Genomic DNA, 18,507 nt, shown 5'->3' with positions numbered 1-18,507 from the left:
TTTACGACCTTGTGAATGCACAGCATTAAAAAACAAACGGTTATGGCAGAATATCAGGCAAAATCCAACAGTTCTTTAACCTTTGATTTAACAAAAGGAAACGAGTCCATTGCAAAGCTCTCCTACAAAAGCTGGTTCAAATTTTCCGCGCTCGCGGAAATTGGAAATAACTCCGGTTATCAGATTGAGCCGAAAGGATTTTGGGGAACGACGGTCGAAGTGACGGAAGGCGATAAAGTATTGTTACAATTCAGCATGAACTGGAACGGCGAGATTGTGATCCAAACGCATTTCAATTACGTCGATAAAGGTTATATTTTTAAACACAAGGGCCTGTTCAAAGAATCATTTTTAATGGTAGACCAGGAAGGTACCGAACTACTGGTCATGAAACCGCATCTGAAATGGAGTTTGATGAGTTACGAATACCAGATCGCCACCGCCGATAGCTTTGAATCTTTACCTAAAAAGACCTCATGCTGATCACCGCGGTGCATTTTGCAAACTATTATATGGCCATGAGTTCCGGCATGATGTGAAAATAATTGATACCACGCTCGCTAGTAGCATTGCGTTCAACGCCGCACTCAGGATTTGCTTTGTATCAGCCCGGATACGACATTGATTGTCAGCGCGACCAGCAATGTATTGAATGCAAAAGACAGCAGCGCGTGGACGAGCGCGAGCCGCCTGAGCTCGCGGGAAGTGATAGTGACGTCCGACACCTGGAATGTCATTCCGATCACAAAAGAAAAATAGGTAAAATCGAGAAAATCCGGCTCGGCGTCGTCGGGGAATTGCAGCCCGCGCTTTTGCTGTTTGCCGGCATTGCTACCGTGCTCCGTGTGCCGGTAGTACAGGTGTGCGTACCGCAGGGTAAATACAGTATGCACGAGAGTCCAGGCGCTGATAATGCAGGAAAATGAGAGAATCAAATGCATGATCAGGTCGGGCCAGGAAGCCTTTCCGGCGTCGCGGAGCAGGAAAAGGATCGCAAAAAGGCTCACAAACGAGGCGACGATCACAAAAATATAGATCAGTATCCTGCTCGAATCCTGGCCGTCCACCTCTTTCCGCACTTCCGAAGGATGCGAACTCAATATCGTTACCCAGGCCAATCCCAGATGCACGGCGCTGTATACGAGCCAGCCGATCATCCAGTTAACGGGCTTTCCGGCGCTGGAATCAGCCGCAATGACAGCCAGCGAGCCGAAAAGTACTGCGATACCCAGCTTATGATGGGCATCCAGCCGATTGATAGATTTGGTAATTCGCATAGAAGGGCCAGGGGCACATTTTCGAAAGCAAGATAGCATATTGCCGCTCCATTAAATGCAAGCCGCTAAATAACATTTTCCAGAAAAAGTAGAACTACTTTGGTATTCTGATATACTTTATAGTTTTGTACCCTGATAAGCCTAAATCCTTCCCTAGCAATGCGACCTCCCGTAGTACTCTGCGCGTTTTCAAATTCCGGCGACGCCTACCTTTCACAACTCGAAAAGGAAAAAGAAGCCATTTCGGACGCATTGCGCGAGAGACAGGGAAAGGGCCACCTTTTGCTAGATACCGACTCGCGGACGATCAAGAAACTGCGCGACCGCCTGCTTTTGTACCAGCCCCAGGTAGAGATTATCCACTATGCGGGCCATGCCAACGGCAGCCAGCTGCTGATGGAGGACGCGACGGTCTACGGCGCCGGCCTGCTCGAATCGATACGGTTGCAAAAGAACCTGCAACTCGTTTTTCTCAATGGCTGCTCCACCCAGGAACAGGTAGACCAGCTGCTCGACGCCGGTGTCCGCGCGGTAATTGCCACAAGCGTCGAGATCGGCGACGACACCGCCACCCGCTTTGCCGAAGATTTTTACCAGAAACTCGCCAGCGGGCATTCCATCGACGAGGCATTCAGGCTTGCTACCGAGGTGGTTACCGCCAAAAACAACGCGACTTTAAATACAAGCGAACACCAGGACCGCGGCATTGCCCGGCTCATCAAAGCACCCAATACCGGGCCGGTTTGGGGACTCTACCTGCACAAAAACCATCAGGACGCCGCCGGCCACCGGTTGTCGGACAAAAGTTTTTATGAACTGCATATCAAAAGCCAGATCGATTCGAAGTTCAATACTTCCGAAGACGCCATTCTGGCCTCGCTTTACAATGTGCTGATGACATTCAGTGACGAGCTGCCGATGTTCGAAGACCTTGAAAAGAAGTATGGCGAACAATGGGACCCGAAAAAATTCGACGTCAGGGAGGTTAAAAACGCCATTATCAACAGCCTGCCCTCGCCTATTGCCGAGCAGGTGCGGAAGCTGCTGGTTACCGAAGACGAGCCCCTGGCGAGCGAACGGCTGCGTTTTCTGATCAATACCTACACCGTCATGGCCGATCTGCTGCTATTTATCATGTTTTCGCAGCTTTGGGATGCGCTCGTGCAGGAGAAAATCCCCGTGCTGGACGATCATTTGAAAGAGCGGATCAGCGGCTTCTTCAAGCTGGGGCAACAGGAAAGGCAGGCCTACGACGTCATTCCGCTCATCCGGGCGATCCACGACAACCTCAAAGCCCACGACGTGCCGCTGTTCGTCAACGAAATGGCGCACCTGGCCGACCTGATGGACGAGCGCGACGGCGAGTTTTTCGGCGCATATGTGCATATCACGGGCATTAAAAGCAAGTACCGCGACATCGCAGCGATGGACGATCTCGACGAGGGGGAATGCCAGCAGGATTGCCGGAAAACCGAGGCTAACCTTTGCATTATGTTCAAGGAGCTGGGCTTTTGCGCGCGGTATAAATTTGCGACCATCAAGAATATTTATATCAACAAAAAGAAAAACCAACCTGCTGTTTTCCAGCACAAAATGGTCAAACTTGACTACGTTTTGGTAGGGTTTACCGACAAGATGGAGGATTTTGAAAACTTTACGGATTCCAATTCGGTGGTGATCTATAAAATCGAGGACAAAAAACTTTCCGCATTCAATTTGTACCCGTTTGTGATCGATATGAATGCATTGATCAGCGAGAAGCTTTCCAAGATTTATTTCTTCTATAATTATGATAAGTCCGCCAGCAACACCACGTGCACATACAATTTCATCAAGAATATCAATGAGAAGAAAGACCGTCTGCAAATCCCTGCTCTACCTAATTTTCTAAGGACAAAAACCGATTTAAAAATATCGCAGGAAGAGCTCGAAACCATCGGTCCGGAGATTCTAGAGAGCGTCGAAGTTTTCATTTCCTATTTCAAATCCTGACAGATCATGGCCAATTCACCATTCAAACTGCTCGACTCTTTCGAGAAGAATGAACGCAGCGCATTTTTCGAAAGAGAGGACGAAATCAGGATCATTTACAACTACATCCACGAGTCGAACATCGTGCTGGTAAACGGCCCGCTTGGGACGGGGAAATCCAGTATTATCAAATGCGGGCTTGCAAACTGTTTCGAAAAGACCGACTGGCTCGAAATATTCGTAAGGCGGTACGACGATATCAACATTTCGCTACGGAAAGAAATCAACCTCAAAAACAAGCAGGATTTCCCGCTCGATTCCGACATTCTCGACTGTCTCCGGTCGCTTTACCTGGATTTTTTCAAACCTATTTACCTGATTTTCGACCAGTTCGAGGAAATATTCATTTTAGGAAGTACCGAGGAACAGGAGGCGTTTTTCAACGATCTCCGGCGCATACTCGACGCGCACGACATCCCGAGCAAAGTGATTTTCATCATGCGCGAGCGGTACATTGCCCAACTGCAAAAGTACGAGGGCATTGTGCCGGAAATCTTCGACAAGCGCGTGCTCATCGAACGAATGACCGATAAAGACATTACGAACGTCATCAAAAAGTCGTGTGAGCATTTCGAGATCGAGACGGACGACGACACTGTCGACGCGATCGTAAAAAACCTGAAAATCGATGAAAACCTGATCGAGCTGCCACACCTGCAAATCTACCTCGACAGGCTCTGGCACCAGGCACCAGGCTCGCGTAAAAAATTCACGATGAGCCTGTTGGCAGAAGTAGGCAACATTCAGAATGTGCTCAAACAATTCCTGGAAGAAAGGATAGCCAACACGATTTCGGAAGTGTCGGCCGTGCATCCTTCTGTGAATTACAACACGGTGCGGGACGTACTTTACTGTTTTGTGAGCGACGAAGGCACCAAGCGACCGCAGAAGATCGACGATGTGATTTCGCAGGCCGCCCCGCTGGATATCGCGACAGCGGTGGTCAAATCGTTGTCTACGAAAAACATTCTCAGGCTGGATAAATATGGCGGCAACAGCACGGATAGCATTTACGAAATCGCGCACGATAGTCTGGCGCAGATCATTTACGATAAATTCAACCTCGAAAACGCGCACATCGCGCGGACGATCAAGACCATAAAAACCGCCTATCTCAAATACGAGCAGTCCAACAACTGGTGGTTTCTGCGGTCCTATCTCGACCGGAACGATCTTCGCGACATCAAACGGTCGACCAAGGACATTAAGGAAAATGTAGCATTAAGCAAGCAACCGACGAAGGATGAATGGAAGTTCGTGGCGGACAGTAAACGGAGGCTTACCACCATTTACGCGCTCAGTTACGCCGCAGGCGGAATTTTCCTTTTAACCATACTCACCTTTCTCACCATATGGAGCTCCGAGACCAGTACACGCTACCGGCTGCTCATTAACCTCGCCCGTTCCAAAACCCAGCAGTACATTCTCTACAAGCAATTCGAACAAAACAGCATGTTTTCCGGGCTATTCGGAGATGGAATGTTTGATGAAATTAAAAGATACCCCGAGCATGAAAACCTGTATTTCGCCTCCATTTTCAATGTAGAACCGATCACGGATATGGCTTTTGCGCACGTGGGCGATGAGCGTAAGTTGCTGATTGTCGCCGGACCGAACACCGTAAGCCTTTATAACGAGCGTTTAGGAACGCTTGAAAACAGGTACAATCTCGTCTGGCGCCGCTGGAACCGCGACCGCGGCAATCACGGGATCAGCGTGGCGATCAACAGTCATGACACTACACTGGTGCGGATCTCTTACAGCAACGGAAAAATGCTGCTCATGAAAAGATCCATCGACACTACGATGATCGGGGAATCGTTCAGGCTGACGTCCGAAGGAATTTTGAGCGACAGCACGCAAACGTTGTACGATATCGACACCGAATTCAAGTACAATTCGCTGAGGCGTTTTCCGCACGACTCCGTGATCGCGATCTCGGATACCCGGATGGGCATCACCCGGCTGTTCTGGACAGGCAACAAGAGAGTGGAACCGAGCACCCGCTTGCTTCCCGAGACCAAAGTGCGCTTTTTGCTTCCGCTGGATTATGAAGATCTGGAATACCTGAAAAGGAATTCGAGCATTGCCGCCAAAGAGGATTTGTGGACCTACCTTGAAAACGAGTATCTGACGTCCATTCACCGCTTGTCGAGCCATTTCTTTTCCTCCGAAAACGCGGGATCGCTTGTGAACCTCCGAGACGTGCTGAGTGCGCTGGTGAGGCAGGTGGAGGGCCAGTACAATTATGCGCTCTGGACGGCATTGTCGAGAAAAATAAGCGCCGACGGCAACAGGCGACTGAATGAAGTGTTTTGGGACACACGTGTGGAACTGGAAACCAAAATCCAGAAAATGCGCGAAGACGAGCGTAATACGCTATTTTCCTTCGTCCGTACGCAATCGCGGCGTTATGCGAGCGAAGACCATATCCTGTTCCTCGAAGACATGCATGAGCGGCTACCGGCGGATACGTGCCTGAACCATTACCTCTCGATCGTCTACAACAATGCCTCGTGGTACCGCTTGTTCGACCGGAATTTCAAGAAGTCGATCGAGTATGCCAAAAAAGGCACGACGATGGCTATTATGCCCAGGTCGCGCCTCGACTATATTTACGTGAACCTCGCGCACGCTTATCTTCTTTCCGGAAATGTGGCTGAGGCGAGGCGTTACTACCGGCAATATGCCGGTAGCAAGAATTTCAGCGAGAAAAATTGCACGTATGCCGAAAGCGCCGTCTACAACCGCGACGCTATGGTTGCTGATTTGCGAGGGTTTACGAAAAAGAAAATGATCCCCGACTCGCTGAAAGACGATGTGGCGTCGATCATCGGTATGCTCAACGCCATTCGACTCCCCGCCGGCTTGCCGTTAGAACATTACAGCAGCGTAGCCAGCGCGTCCACCGATTCGTCGACTACGAAATAGTTAAGATGGTGGCATGATACCTTTTGCGGCACGGCGGCGGTCTTCGCGAGGAAGATGCTGTCCGTGCTTACGGCGATATCGTTGACCGTATTCTTGTAAACCCAGGTGCCGATTTGCGTCACCACTTTTTCCATTAGTGGCAAACCATTGCTTGCCTTCAAATAGGCATCGAGATCTCCCCCGACGATGAAATACGGAATCAGCGCGGTCGTTTTCTGGCCTAATCTTTTGATAAAATCACTGCCGCTGTCCATTTGTGCCAGCGTGTACAGCACACCTTTGTTTCCCACTTTCAGCACTGTCGATAAAAAGCCCGTTACCGCGCCTACCTGCGGCGGAAACAGCTTGGTACCCAGCGCCAGGGCCACGGATGTCCAGCTCACATAACCCGGAATTTCACCGAATTTACTGCCGCCATTGGGCGTACCAGCCATAATCAGTTTGTCTACAAATTTGTCGCCGCCCAATTCCTCGATCATGTACCGGGATACCAGCCCTCCCATCGAATGCGCGACCATTACCAGCTTTTTGCCGTCGTTCTCATTGAATCCGAGACCCGTCAGTTTGCCTTTCAATATCGCCGCTATTTCTTCGATCGGCGTATTCAGGTTCTCATAATCGTAGGTCATCACAAGATCGTAGCCGCTGTCGATCGCCATTTTGAATGTTTTGGCCATGTCCTCAGTATCGCCGATAATGCCGTGGACCAGCAGCAGCATTGATTTTGCCTGCCGCACCTTCTCTTCCAGTCCGGCACTTTCCCGGGTTGCATTGTTGGCATAATCCACCCAGCGCAACTGGTTAGGGTCGGTTTTAATGCCCACTTTTCCAGCGAATTTCAGGAACACCATGCGGAATGCGCCGCCCAGACTCCTCGTTTTCTCCGCAGCTTCCTCGGGAATGGTATCGATGCTGATTTGCATTAATCCCGGCTCCGTGATCGACACGATACCCATTGGCAAAAAGTCTTCGCCGTCGAAAAAGAACGGCAGTACCAGTTCGTCCTCGTTTTCAGGCCGGATGTCGATCACCAGTGGATTTTCTTTCAATGCGGCCACATCGCTGATTTCAACCACCTCGGCAATGCTGCGGTCTTCCCCGCGGGTACCTTCATCGAAATTCACAATCTCGAACCACGGATTACCCACCGCGTAGGCTTCGTTAATAACCGGCTTGTCGACGCTCCTGGTTTTGGAGACGAGCGGCGCCCAGCCGAGCTTCCCGCGAAACGACGGATGCGGCTGAACGGTAATGCCCTTGCCGATGGCTATCGGCTGTGCCCCGAGCTCCTCCTCCGCCTTTTTAACAAGCCTGATACTGACCGCTTTCGTAAGCCAATCGGATTTTCCGCCTCCAATCCCCTTCGACTGCCCAAGCCCGCGCGTACCCGAAGGCGCGACGGTTGCACCGATTTCCAACGGTTCCTGGACGAACAAGCTGCTGTCTACGGCTTCCGTCGAGACGATCAGTTTCAGCGTATCGATCTCTTCTTCGCTGTTCAATGTAAAAACGTCGCTCGTAAGCACCACGGAGCCGCCTGCATTCACCGGCTGCGAATCATTGAAAATAATTGTTACCCCATAATCCGGCGAGAGGTACAGCAGGCAAGCGTACAACGCTCGGGCCGTACCGTTACTGAAATTGACTTTAAACGGAATGTCTTCCCCGTCGTAGTCGAGGGTAATCAAAGTTTCCGAAAATATACCGCTGGACCCGCCCTGCTCCACCTCCACATTGAATGTAACCTGCTGAGGTTGAATAGCCGATTGTTTATTCTGCAAATCGAGGAGGCGCTGCCAGCGGGCGAGTGTTTGGAGCAGGTTCAGAACATGCGTTGCTGCAAATTTGTCTGTTCCAATCACAGTTTGTATCCTCGCGTCGCTTCCCGTGTGGGAGATGGCGATATTGCCGTTTGCTATTTTGAGTTCAAACAATGCGGCCGCCGGGGTATCGGTTAGCACAATGCCGGACTCGGCGGTACTGGCGAGTGTTTCCTGCATTACCTGCGCCGCGGCAGGATCGCCGTACACAAAGAACGGTTGCAGCCGCATCGATTCCGGCTCACCCCAATAGACGATGTTCGCGTCGAGCGGTAATGTACCGGCTTGCAAAGTGCTTTCTGTAACATTCATGACTTCCAGCAGCGCAGTTCCAACAAGCTGCCCGTCCGCCACCGAGTCGTATATTTTAATTTTAAATGGCTCGCCTATCCGCTGCTCGATACCCATTCCCGCGCCCAGGTCGATCGTCCACTTGCCCGCTTTCGTGTATACGCGGTAGCGCGTGAGCCTCCCCGCTTCGACTTTTCGTCCCAAAAAGCCCTGACTAACATTGAAAACACCGATCGGCTCCATTTGCGGCGTCTGGTTTTTCAATGCATTGCGAATGAACGCGCGCACCTGAACGAACAGATCGGCATAAGTAACCTGCCCGCCGCTTTTCCCCAGTACGGAGATCAGCGACTGTGTAAACTGCCCGTGCCCATTGTTCTCCCACGCGCGCTCCACGCGGTCGCACGCGGCCAGGAGCAGGTGGTCCGAGGACGGGATATCGACATTACCGCGTTGCACATACGCCCCGTCCAGGTAACTTTCCAGCGGCCTGACGTCCGACGTACCTTTCTCGAAACGCGGCTGCATTTGCAAAAACTGTTCAAGCTCTCTCGTCACCGATCCGGAATGACAGGAGTCGGCGATCACCACAATGCGCGGATTGCGTGCGCTCACTTCTTCCAGCAAAAGCGCTATTTCCTTGTCGGCGAGGTCGTATTTACCGGATTCGCGGCTGTCGTGCAGCACCCAGGTCTGCTCCTGGCGGTCGGAGGTCCCGGCCTGAAATTCGGGTGCGGTAATGCCTGTGGAGCCGTGTCCGGAGTAGTACACGACGGCCAGATCATCCGGCCCGGCCTGGGTTAAATGTTTCCTGAAACCATCTATCACCTTCGCGCGCGTGGCGTCCGCATTTGTGAGCACGAGGATTTGCTGTTCGTCGGGGATGAGATCACCGTAGTTTTGATGTAAAAACGTTCCAAAATCGGATACGTCATTCAGGCAACCGTTCAGCGCCCTGATCAGCGGGCTCGACGACGGACTATACTCATTAATGCCAATCAGCAATGCGAAGATTTTCATAAGATAAAAGGTTGGGTTCGGAAGAAAAGCCGTCTTCTGTGAATGAGCGGTAACCGGGCAACATAAGGCTCAAATCCCCGGAAATTACCCGCTCGATGCATTAAAATCAACATGTAAAATGCTTTGTTATCGAACGGAAAAAGGTGTGGTAAAAGCCAGTCGCCGCGCCGTTGCACCCGGTTAATAATTTGTGGGCAAGCCCCCCCAAACACCGCGGGAAAATACCGTAATTGAAAGTTTAGTCAGCGAAATTAACATCATGGGCATCGGGACAGTCACCCCACCGCAACATAAGACAAGACGGAACCGCCTGTTTTTCGTCGCGATCGATAAATACGACAACTGGACGCCACTCCAATACCCGGTGTCGGACTGTCAGCGCTTTTTTACGGTATTGAAGAATTTCTACGGTTTTTCGGACGAAAACTTCGTGATCCAACCGCTTTTCGATGAAAATGCCAAGACCGACATTGTCTTCGACGAGATCTGCTACCTGGCCGATAAGGATGAAAACGGCGAGCTCCGCATCAGGCCGGAGGAAAATTTGATCATTTATTTTTCAGGACACGGTCATTTCGATAAAAACAAGGAAGGTTATTGGGTACCTTCCGATGCACCGATCCTTTCGGAACGGCCGAGCGATTTAAAAAAGCTTATTTCCGTCAGCGAAGTGATCCGCATCCTTTCCAATATCAAAGCCCACCACATTGTCCTGATCGTCGACGCCTGTTTTTCGGAGGCTTTTGCAACAATGGAAATTGACGTTACGCAGCAAAGCCAGTCGGCCGAAGCGGAGGAAGTACCGTCCAGATGGGTGCTTACCGCGGGGCGAAATGGCGTAGTTCCCGATAAGAGCCCTTTTGCCGACGCGCTGGTCGACATTCTCCATAACAATGCCGATACCAGCGTTTCGATCAACTGGCTCGGCGCGCAGGTTACCAAGCAGGTGCGCGACAAAGGCTTTGATATAGAGCCACTTTGCAAAAGCCTCGTCAACCAGAAATACAAGCTGGGAGAGTTTTTCTTCCACCGCGCCGCAAGCGCATCGCCCGCCGCAACGCCTTTCGACACTGCGAATCTTCAACAAACGCTGCGGGCCGGTTCGAAAGCGCAGTTCGAGCGGCTTCAAAAAGGCCGGTACAAATACCTGAATATCGAGAGCATTCTGGTTTCGGAGATTAACCTGGGCAAATACCTCGATGTACAGGTCAGGACGGATGCGCAGGTGGCTTCGCTTCAACTGGCGGTAGAAGCATTGTGGCAAAACAAAAAGTCGCAGGCGCTGCTCGTAGGCGACGGCGGAATGGGCAAGACCGTATCGCTGCTACTGCTGTGGCGCGACCTGCTGTTCGATGAGAATGGTCCGGTACCGATCTTCATTCCGCTAAACGAATACAACTCCTCGTCCGAAGCCGAGCGCAACGACTTCGTGGTCAGGTATATTTATAAAAACCTGCTCAATATCCCCGAACCGCCCGACGAAACGGTCAATGCACTCTGGCAGCTCTTTGAAACATCGCGGGACGGCAAGCCGTCACTCATCCTGCTGCTCGACGGCCTCAACGAAGTGACCGTACCCAAAGGCCGCCTGATGGCCACGCTGAACGACCTCGCTGCCAGAGCCGATGGCACGCAAATGGTGATTTCATCGCGGAATAAACAGATCGAAAAGCTGGACCTTGCGAGCGAAAGTGCCGCATTAATGCAAATTTTACCCCTCACACAGGAAACCGTCGTCGCGTATCTGAAAGAGAAGGGCCAGGAAGTACCGGCCAATAAAGACCTGCTCGGGCTATTTTCAAACCCTATGATGCTCACGCTGTATTCCGGGGCCAATAACATTGCATTGCGGTTTAAGGATGACGACCGCTTCCATTTCAGGAAAGTGACGACTTACGGCGAGCTGCTCTGGAATTTCAACGAGGCCCAACTCGCGCAGCTCACCGACGCCAACGACGAAGCAGATATCCGCTACCAGAATTTCCTGCTCCGCGTACTTGTCCCCTACATTGCTTACCGAATGGAAGACAGGGGCAAATACGCAATCACGATCCGCAAGCTTGCCGATCCTGTTTTTAACTTCAAAACATTGCTCGACGAAGCATTCGCAGAGCTGGATACCGAAGAGTTGACGGACATTTATCCCGAATTTGAAGGAAAACGCAAAGAACTGGGCCTGGGCATCCTCACCGAACTGGACGACAAAGAGCAGCGTTCGGGAAAAGTAAAACAATTCCTCGTAGAGCGCCTGCGCGTGCTGGTGATGGAAGGCGATGATCTCCGGTTTCTGCACCAGAACTTCCGGGACTTTTTTGCGGTGTGCCATATACGCAACGTGACGCAGGTCGCGATGGTGCGGCGTGTGCTGCCCGATGTGTTTTTCAGAAATTACATCCCCGTTTACCTGCGGCGCCTGCTCGGGGAAATTGAAGGTGAACATAATGTGATACCAACCTGGAATGCGGCCAAAAGCCGTCTCGAACTTCCGGTGAGGGAAAACCTGCTGTCGGCTGTGATGGATTTGTGCCGGAGCGATTCGGGCGTTGTTGCAGGCGAGGCGGAACGGGCATTCGTGATCCGCAATGTAATTACTATCTGGCTCGATTTGCGTCAAAGCCTGGCCGGCGCCAACCTGACTAACCTCGATTTGCGCCAGATCCAGTTTAATGGGCTTCCGTTGACGAAGCACAAAGGCAGCGCGTACCTCCCGGCGCGGTTCGAAGGCAGCATTGTCGATGGTGACGGGTTTATTTTCAATGGGCATTACGGGCAGATCAACCAGGTGCATTACAGTGCCGACGGTAAAAAGCTGCTGACGGCTTCGGACGATTGTACCATTAAGGAATGGCTTACGGCCACCGGGAAGCTTTTGCAGACATTCACCGGCCACGACGACAAGGTTGTTTCCGCCCGGTACAGCCCGGACGGGCAAAAGGTGGTGTCCGCTTCGTACGATACATTCGTGAAAGAATGGTCGGTAACCACCGGCGCCGAGCTGGCCAGCTATGAACATGCGCATTCGAAGGTGAATAATGCGGTGTACTCACCCGACGGGACCAAAATCCTTACCTGCGCCGATGACAAACTCGTAAGGGAATGGCGTGTTGAAACCCGAGAATGCAACATGATGTATGCGGGCCATACCAAAAACGTAGCTTCGGTTGCGTACAGCCCGAAAGGCGATAAAATCCTCTCCGCCTCGGCCGACAATACGGTGAGAGAATGGTTCGTCAGAACCAGAGAATGCCTCAGGACATTAAATGGCCATACCGAAAAAGTCAACAGTGTTTGTTACAGCCCCGACGGCACCCTTATACTTTCCGCTTCCGACGACCGCACCATGATCGAATGGTCGGCGGAGAGCGATGCACCGTTCCGGATCTACAAAGGCCATTCGGACCAGGTGTACAGCGCCATTTACAGTGCCGACGGCGAGCGCATTCTTTCCACTTCCAAAGACAAAACCATGCGGGAATGGTCGGTAAAAACCGGCCTCGAAAGCCGTACTTACGCAGGCCATACCGACAAGGTCAACTTCGCGAGCTACTCCCCCGACAAGCCCAGGGTCGTTTCAGCTTCCGACGACAAATCCATCCGCGAATGGAGCGTCGAAACCGGCACGCAACTCTACGCGATCAGCGGGCAGTCCGATTGGGTAGTCAACAAATGCATTGTCAGCCCGGATTCGAAAAAGCTGCTTACCGTAAACTACGACCGCACTTTCAGCGAAATTCACATTGCCTCGGGCATTGCATTACAGGCATTCCGCGGGCACGAAAAATGGCTGCACCGGGCCAGGTACAGCTCGGACGGCACCAAAATAATCTCGACATCCGACGATATGACGATCCGCGAATGGCTCGTGGAAACCGGCGAATGCATCCGCATTTACCGCGGCCACGCCTATGGTGTCGAAGACGCCACCTACAATGCCGACGGTACGCAGATTACCTCCCGGGATTTCGGGCACAACTTCCGCAAATGGTCGGTAGCGACTGGCGAATGTCTTGAAATTATCTCCGACGAAGAACAAAAAAAGCAGCTACATTCGGAAATGCAACTGCTTACAGCGGCGGCCGTGCAGCCTTTCAATATCAAATGCAGGTATGCCGAGATTACCGTCAAAGATTCCGCTTCCAAACCCGTTCTTGCATTCATCAACGTCTCCGGCCTTTTCGTGCAGGGCTGCGATTTCCGGAATGTGAACCCGGCCTCGAATTTCTCCGAGGCCGTCCGAAAAAACCTGAGAAGCTACGGGGCCATTTTCAGCGACGCGGACGAAGCGGCGTGGGAAAGTGCCAAAGCGGGCATTTAATTATCCACCAAACCGTCTATCACATTCAAAAAGCTTCCCGCTACGGCCTGAAAACCATGCTTGTTCGGGTGGATCTCGTCGTACCACTGATCGTCGGCCACGAGCCCGCGGGCATTGATATAATGCACATTAGGAAACTCGGCCGCCACCGCGCGCAGGCGATCATTGAACTCGTTCAGAATGTAGCTGATCACGCCTTTGCGGTCAGTCTGGCTGGTCATGCCTTTTTCGATCATGTAGCGTCCCAGCCAGCCCTTGTCGGTCTTGTCGAGCGGTGTAATGTAGTCGTAGCCGTGGCAAAGCGCGTGAATATCCGGGCGTAATGCGAAAAGCTCGGTGAACATTTTGCGGTAGATCACCTGTAAATTATCCAGCTCGGCGGTCAGCGACGGTTCGAGGTAATCCTGGGGCACGAGGCCTGTGTTGTGCGGCCCCGCCTTGATGTGGTTACGGAATTGTTGTCCGAGCACGTCATTTCCACCGCCGCTGATCAGGAAAAAGCGCGGGGATTTGTCTTCCACCGCTTCCAGCCATTCCCCCGTGCGGTCGTAGTTCGCCAGCGTATCGCCCGCGGCGGCCACACAGAAGATCGGATAGACTTTCGAAAGGTGATCGATCGTGTCCACCACCAACGGATGCTGGAACCATGAATCGCCTTCGGAGACGATTTTGGGCGCTCGCGGGAAGCGCAGGCGCATAATGCGGTATTTAGAATTGCGGACCAGGCGGGCCGTTTTATTGGCAACGTCCAGCAGGCCGTCGCGGATAAATCCCTTTTCGTCCAGATGCGCGTCGCGGTTGCGCAGCTGCACATCCGGTTTCAGCTGGTACTCCGGCTGCAAATCCGGCTTTGTTTTTACTTCGAAATAATTCCCTAATGCATATTCCGCCAGGTTTTCGTCTTCCAGCATGGCCGCAAGATCGTCTTCTGCTACAATGTTGTATTCGGGATTAATGTATTCCAATTTCAGCAACTGCGTCGACCAGCTTGCCGCCAGACTTTTGTCAGTCTCCTTCACACTCGCCCCGATACCCCGGCTCGACCCTTTTTTACTCACCGTAAAAGGCGCAGGCAGGCTTTCGAGCGCCAGCTCTTCGATATTCGACAAGTCCTCGGCGCTGATGATAAATTGCAGGTATTCAGCGTTTTTAGGCCAATTATACAACTGTACATAACTATCCAGCGAAATCGGAATGGTGGTTTCGTCATTGTATGTCAGCTCTTTGGAAGCATTCGGATCCAATGGCGTGACGATCGGATCCAGCAAACCGAGCGATGCACCGAAGCCGGCATCCAGAAATACGCAGCAGCAATACAGCTTACGGGTGCTGGTATTGGTGATTTTGATTTTGATACTTCCCCCCCATTCGCCGTCCAGCTTCTGATAATTCAATCTCACCACGTCTTTATCGGACGGTATCTGTTGCCCGGTACTATCGCTCACTTCGATCCGCAACGGCGTTCCTGCGGCGGCATCGTTCCGCAGGTTTTTCAGGAAATGCCAGTTCGAAATGTGTTTGAGATCTTTCACCAATTCACCGGCAAATGCTTCCGAATCCAGCTCGATCTGCTCCACGACCGGACGAAAAGTATCAAAAGGTTTTGTCAGAACGGCACGGCCATTCCGGAACGATAATGTATAATCCGCGTCCGCTTCCTTCGCTTCCAGCCTGGCTTGCGAAGGAATTTCAGCCATTAACTTTTCAGTCAACAAAAGACTATCCGTCAAGATATTATCTACATTATTAAGATGGATTTTCAATTGCTGGCTCATCAAGCCTTCTACAAATCCTTTGTAAACTTTGGTCGTATCGAGCTCCGATTCCACCGCATTATCGAATGAGAGAATGGTGGTATCGGCTCCTACCGACCGCACCTTGGCTTCAAATACCTTCTCGTCGTCGCGCACGGTGATCCCGCTCGTCGCCCGACCGATACCGTGCACGGCGCCCCGTTGCAGCACCCAGTTGCTGGCCCCGTCGCGGATCACGTCGGCGTAGGTAGCATTGCCGCCGCCTCCCGGCTTGTTGAACACATTGTTTAATGCAAGATCCAGGTGAAATGCGGGCGGAATGTACATCACGGGCGTTTGCTCGAATGCGTTGTTGAGCATTTGCTTCACACGGCCGTGCAATGCGGCATAGGAAAGCTGCCCGCCCGATGCTTCAAGGGATTTGATCAGGTATTTGGTAAAAACCCCTTCCCCACTCACCTCCACCGCCGACTCGTCCGACTCGCAGGCGGAAAGGCTCACGTGCCTGGCCGGCGGCAGTACCGCATCGATGTGTTTGCCCGCAAAATCATCCGGGGAAAGCTCTCCGCTGAAAATGAATTTCTCCCAGGTCCGCTGGGGAAAAGCATAAGGAATGCGCCGCTCGATCACCTGCTCGTAAGTCGATTTGATCAGCCCTGCATTACGGGTATTATCGCCCGAATGGCAGCAATCCGAAATGACGGTAATATGCGCCCCATTTTTGGAAACCTCCCTGATCAGGTACCGCAATTCCTTGTCCGACACCAGGTAATCGTTATCATGTTCCTCGTCGTAGTAACTCACGAGGCATTCCAGCTTACCGTCCTGCTCTGCTGTCCAAACGGCCGTATCGGCCAGCTCCTGCGTGCCGTGCCCGGAATAGTAAAACACGATCACATCGTCCTTCCCGGCCTTTCCAAGCTCTTTGAATGCCTTCACGATCTCCGCTTTCGTGGCTTTCTGGTTAGTCAAAAACTGAATGTGTCGCTCATCGAACGACGAGTCGTTTTCCAGGTAACGCTTTATTTTCGTCGCGTCTGCCACGCAGCCCCGGAGTTTGGGGAATGCTACTTTGCGGTTCAGTACCACCTGGTCTTCATAGGCATCGATCCCAACGATCAATGCATGCAAATTGGGCTTTGCAGCTGCGCCTTCCTCGTTATTGAAATGCGATTCAAAATCCTCCGGCGGGGCCACTTCCACGCCTCTCGCTTCGGTCGATTGCGTTTCAAGCGCAGTTTCATCGGTAACCAGCCCATCTTCTGCCACCAAAGCCTCGCGGGTAGCGCTCGCGGGCTGGTAGGCCTGCGCCTGCACACCCGAGATCACCTGCTGCCAGTCGAACGCAGGCCCGAGGTCCCACTTGCCGCCGGTGCGGTAGTTGACGTGCGAAACAATGCCCTTGAACGACAACACATCCTGCGTGCCCTGGTAGCGCACCGACTCGCTGAGAAACTGGCGCGGGATATTGTATTTTTTGGTCAGAAACCGCAGCAGGATGATCAGGCTTTCGTATTGTTTCTGCGTATAGGAAGCATAGTACTTCTGGTCGCGGAACGGAACATTCAGTTTTTGATAGGCGTCCGTCTGTGTCAGCGGGCAATACAGGTCGATGCGGCCGGGATTGTCCTTCGGCCGCGAGTAAATCGTTTCCAGATTAGCGCCGCGCTCGACCAGGTAGCCATAGTTGATGATCTCGATCGCGATCGTCACCTTGTCCTGCGCATTGCCCGTACCCGCGTTGCCAATGCCCGCGCCAATGTGCCCCGACCAGTCTTTCGACGGAAACAGCTGATAAATAGTACCATCGCGGGCGATCACAAACGGCACCGACACCCGGAAGTTCTGCGTCGTAAGGGTATTGATGCCGCCGCTCAGGTTGCCGGCCGTGAAATGGAGCACGATCCGCTGCTTGTTATGCGGCGGCTCCGGCGTGTTGAAGTAGCCCGAACGGCTCTTGGGCTTGCAAAACACACCGCGCAATGTGAGGTCTTCCCCCTGCACGGGCATCGCAAATGGCGTAAACGTATAATCGGTCCGGTTTTTGAATGCCGCCTCGTCGGCAGCGAGCGTGTCGTAGCGCATGGGTGAGAAGAATAAAGTTGAGACGGAGGCGATTTACCAAAAACGAGGGCCATTATGAAACATTTTCCTCTCCATTTATTCAATGGTTTCGTAGAAATAGTCCTATCTTTCTAACTTACCCCGACGCATTAAATACCGTAAACTTTTAACACTATCGCCAAAAATGGAAGACATCGACCCAAAGAGGTACATTAAAGAACTTACACTTCAAAATTCCAGGGAATCGTTCATCAGCGAGAGCGAGCGCGAAATACTTTCGAGGGATCTTACACCCGCCGAAATCGAAACCCAAACGGATGTAGAGCAGTCGTTTATGAACGATAAAAGCCTCGTCTCCTTTGTATCGGAAGTGTCGGATCAGCGCCGGCAGGACGTACTGCATTCGGTGCTTTTGGCCCAGCTGGCGGCGAACAAGAAGTTTCCCGAGGAAGATCAGATCAAAGAATGGTATGACGAGTTTATCAATGTGCTGAGCAACATCGGCTGGGCATTTCAATCTGCCAGTTTCACACCATTCACTTCGGAAGGCGCCACGATCGAAGTGGACAAAGCCATTATCGACCTGGTTGCCAGCGCTGTCGGCGGTTCCGCACTCGTACCGCTCGTGACCAAAACGCTGGACGCCATCAAAGGCCTCAGCGACACCAGCGGCAAATTCATCGCATTTGAGAAAAACACACATACTGCCACAAAAGGCGCATTCCAGATCGGGATCGCCAAAGAAGTAAACGATACCGTCGCATTACAGCTGGGCACTTTCCTGATCACATCGTCGGATACCATCAAGCAAATCCTTTTCTTCAAATCATCCAAAAGCAAAACCACGCTCGAATTCTGCTCGCGCGTGGGTACGCTCGATGAAACCACGTACGCCACAATCCGCGACGCGGTTCAGACGAAACTTGGGTTGAAGGCAACCGATTTTATCGCGGGGATCGATATTGGTTAAATGCTATATTTATTGAGAGCATTAGCGCAACTCG

8 protein-coding genes are annotated in these 18,507 nt (G+C 52.0%); 5 read left to right on the top strand and 3 right to left on the bottom strand.

Going from position 1 to position 18,507, the window contains the following annotated elements:
* Positions 1-42 precede the first annotated feature (42 nt).
* Positions 43-483, top strand: a complete 441-nt coding sequence (locus tag BLQ88_RS22235) for a hypothetical protein (protein ID WP_143016907.1) — start codon at positions 43-45, stop codon at positions 481-483.
* Between the two features lie 104 nt (positions 484-587).
* On the opposite strand, the gene BLQ88_RS22230 is transcribed toward BLQ88_RS22235, so the two are convergent.
* On the bottom strand, positions 588-1,277 hold the full coding sequence (locus BLQ88_RS22230; protein ID WP_218132944.1) for a DUF1345 domain-containing protein: 690 nt from the start codon (positions 1,275-1,277) through the stop codon (positions 588-590).
* 159 nt (positions 1,278-1,436) lie between these two features.
* On the opposite strand from BLQ88_RS22230, the gene BLQ88_RS22225 reads away from it, so the two are divergent.
* On the top strand, positions 1,437-3,269 hold the full coding sequence (locus BLQ88_RS22225; RefSeq protein WP_090154565.1) for a CHAT domain-containing protein: 1,833 nt from the start codon (positions 1,437-1,439) through the stop codon (positions 3,267-3,269).
* A gap of 6 nt (positions 3,270-3,275) precedes the next feature.
* Positions 3,276-6,239 carry an ATP-binding protein gene (locus BLQ88_RS22220; protein ID WP_090154563.1) on the top strand — a complete coding sequence of 988 codons (2,964 nt, stop codon included), beginning with the start codon at positions 3,276-3,278 and terminating at the stop codon, positions 6,237-6,239.
* On the opposite strand, the gene BLQ88_RS22215 is transcribed toward BLQ88_RS22220, so the two are convergent.
* Entirely contained in the window at positions 6,191-9,370 is a 3,180-nt protein-coding gene (locus tag BLQ88_RS22215) for a DUF7379 domain-containing protein (protein ID WP_090154561.1), read from the bottom strand. The genes BLQ88_RS22220 and BLQ88_RS22215 overlap by 49 nt on opposite strands.
* 259 nt (positions 9,371-9,629) lie before the next feature.
* On the opposite strand from BLQ88_RS22215, the gene BLQ88_RS22210 reads away from it, so the two are divergent.
* A complete protein-coding gene (locus BLQ88_RS22210) occupies positions 9,630-13,685 on the top strand; it encodes a caspase family protein (protein WP_090154559.1) in 4,056 nt (1,351 codons plus the stop codon).
* On the opposite strand, the gene BLQ88_RS22205 is transcribed toward BLQ88_RS22210, so the two are convergent.
* Complete coding sequence (locus BLQ88_RS22205; RefSeq protein WP_090154558.1) at positions 13,682-17,524, bottom strand: caspase family protein; 3,843 nt, start codon at positions 17,522-17,524, stop codon at positions 13,682-13,684. The two genes, BLQ88_RS22210 and BLQ88_RS22205, sit on opposite strands and share 4 nt — an antisense overlap.
* Before the next feature lie 163 nt (positions 17,525-17,687).
* Here BLQ88_RS22205 and BLQ88_RS22200 point away from each other — a divergent pair, with 163 nt between their 5' ends.
* Positions 17,688-18,473 (top strand): hypothetical protein, encoded by a 786-nt coding sequence (locus BLQ88_RS22200; RefSeq protein ID WP_090154556.1) that lies wholly within the window; start codon positions 17,688-17,690, stop codon positions 18,471-18,473.
* Positions 18,474-18,507 lie beyond the last annotated feature (34 nt).

Origin of the sequence: Dyadobacter soli, from assembly GCF_900101885.1 — a bacterium.
In the GTDB taxonomy this organism is placed as follows: domain Bacteria; phylum Bacteroidota; class Bacteroidia; order Cytophagales; family Spirosomataceae; genus Dyadobacter; species Dyadobacter soli.
This window is presented reverse-complemented; position numbering and strand designations above follow the sequence as displayed.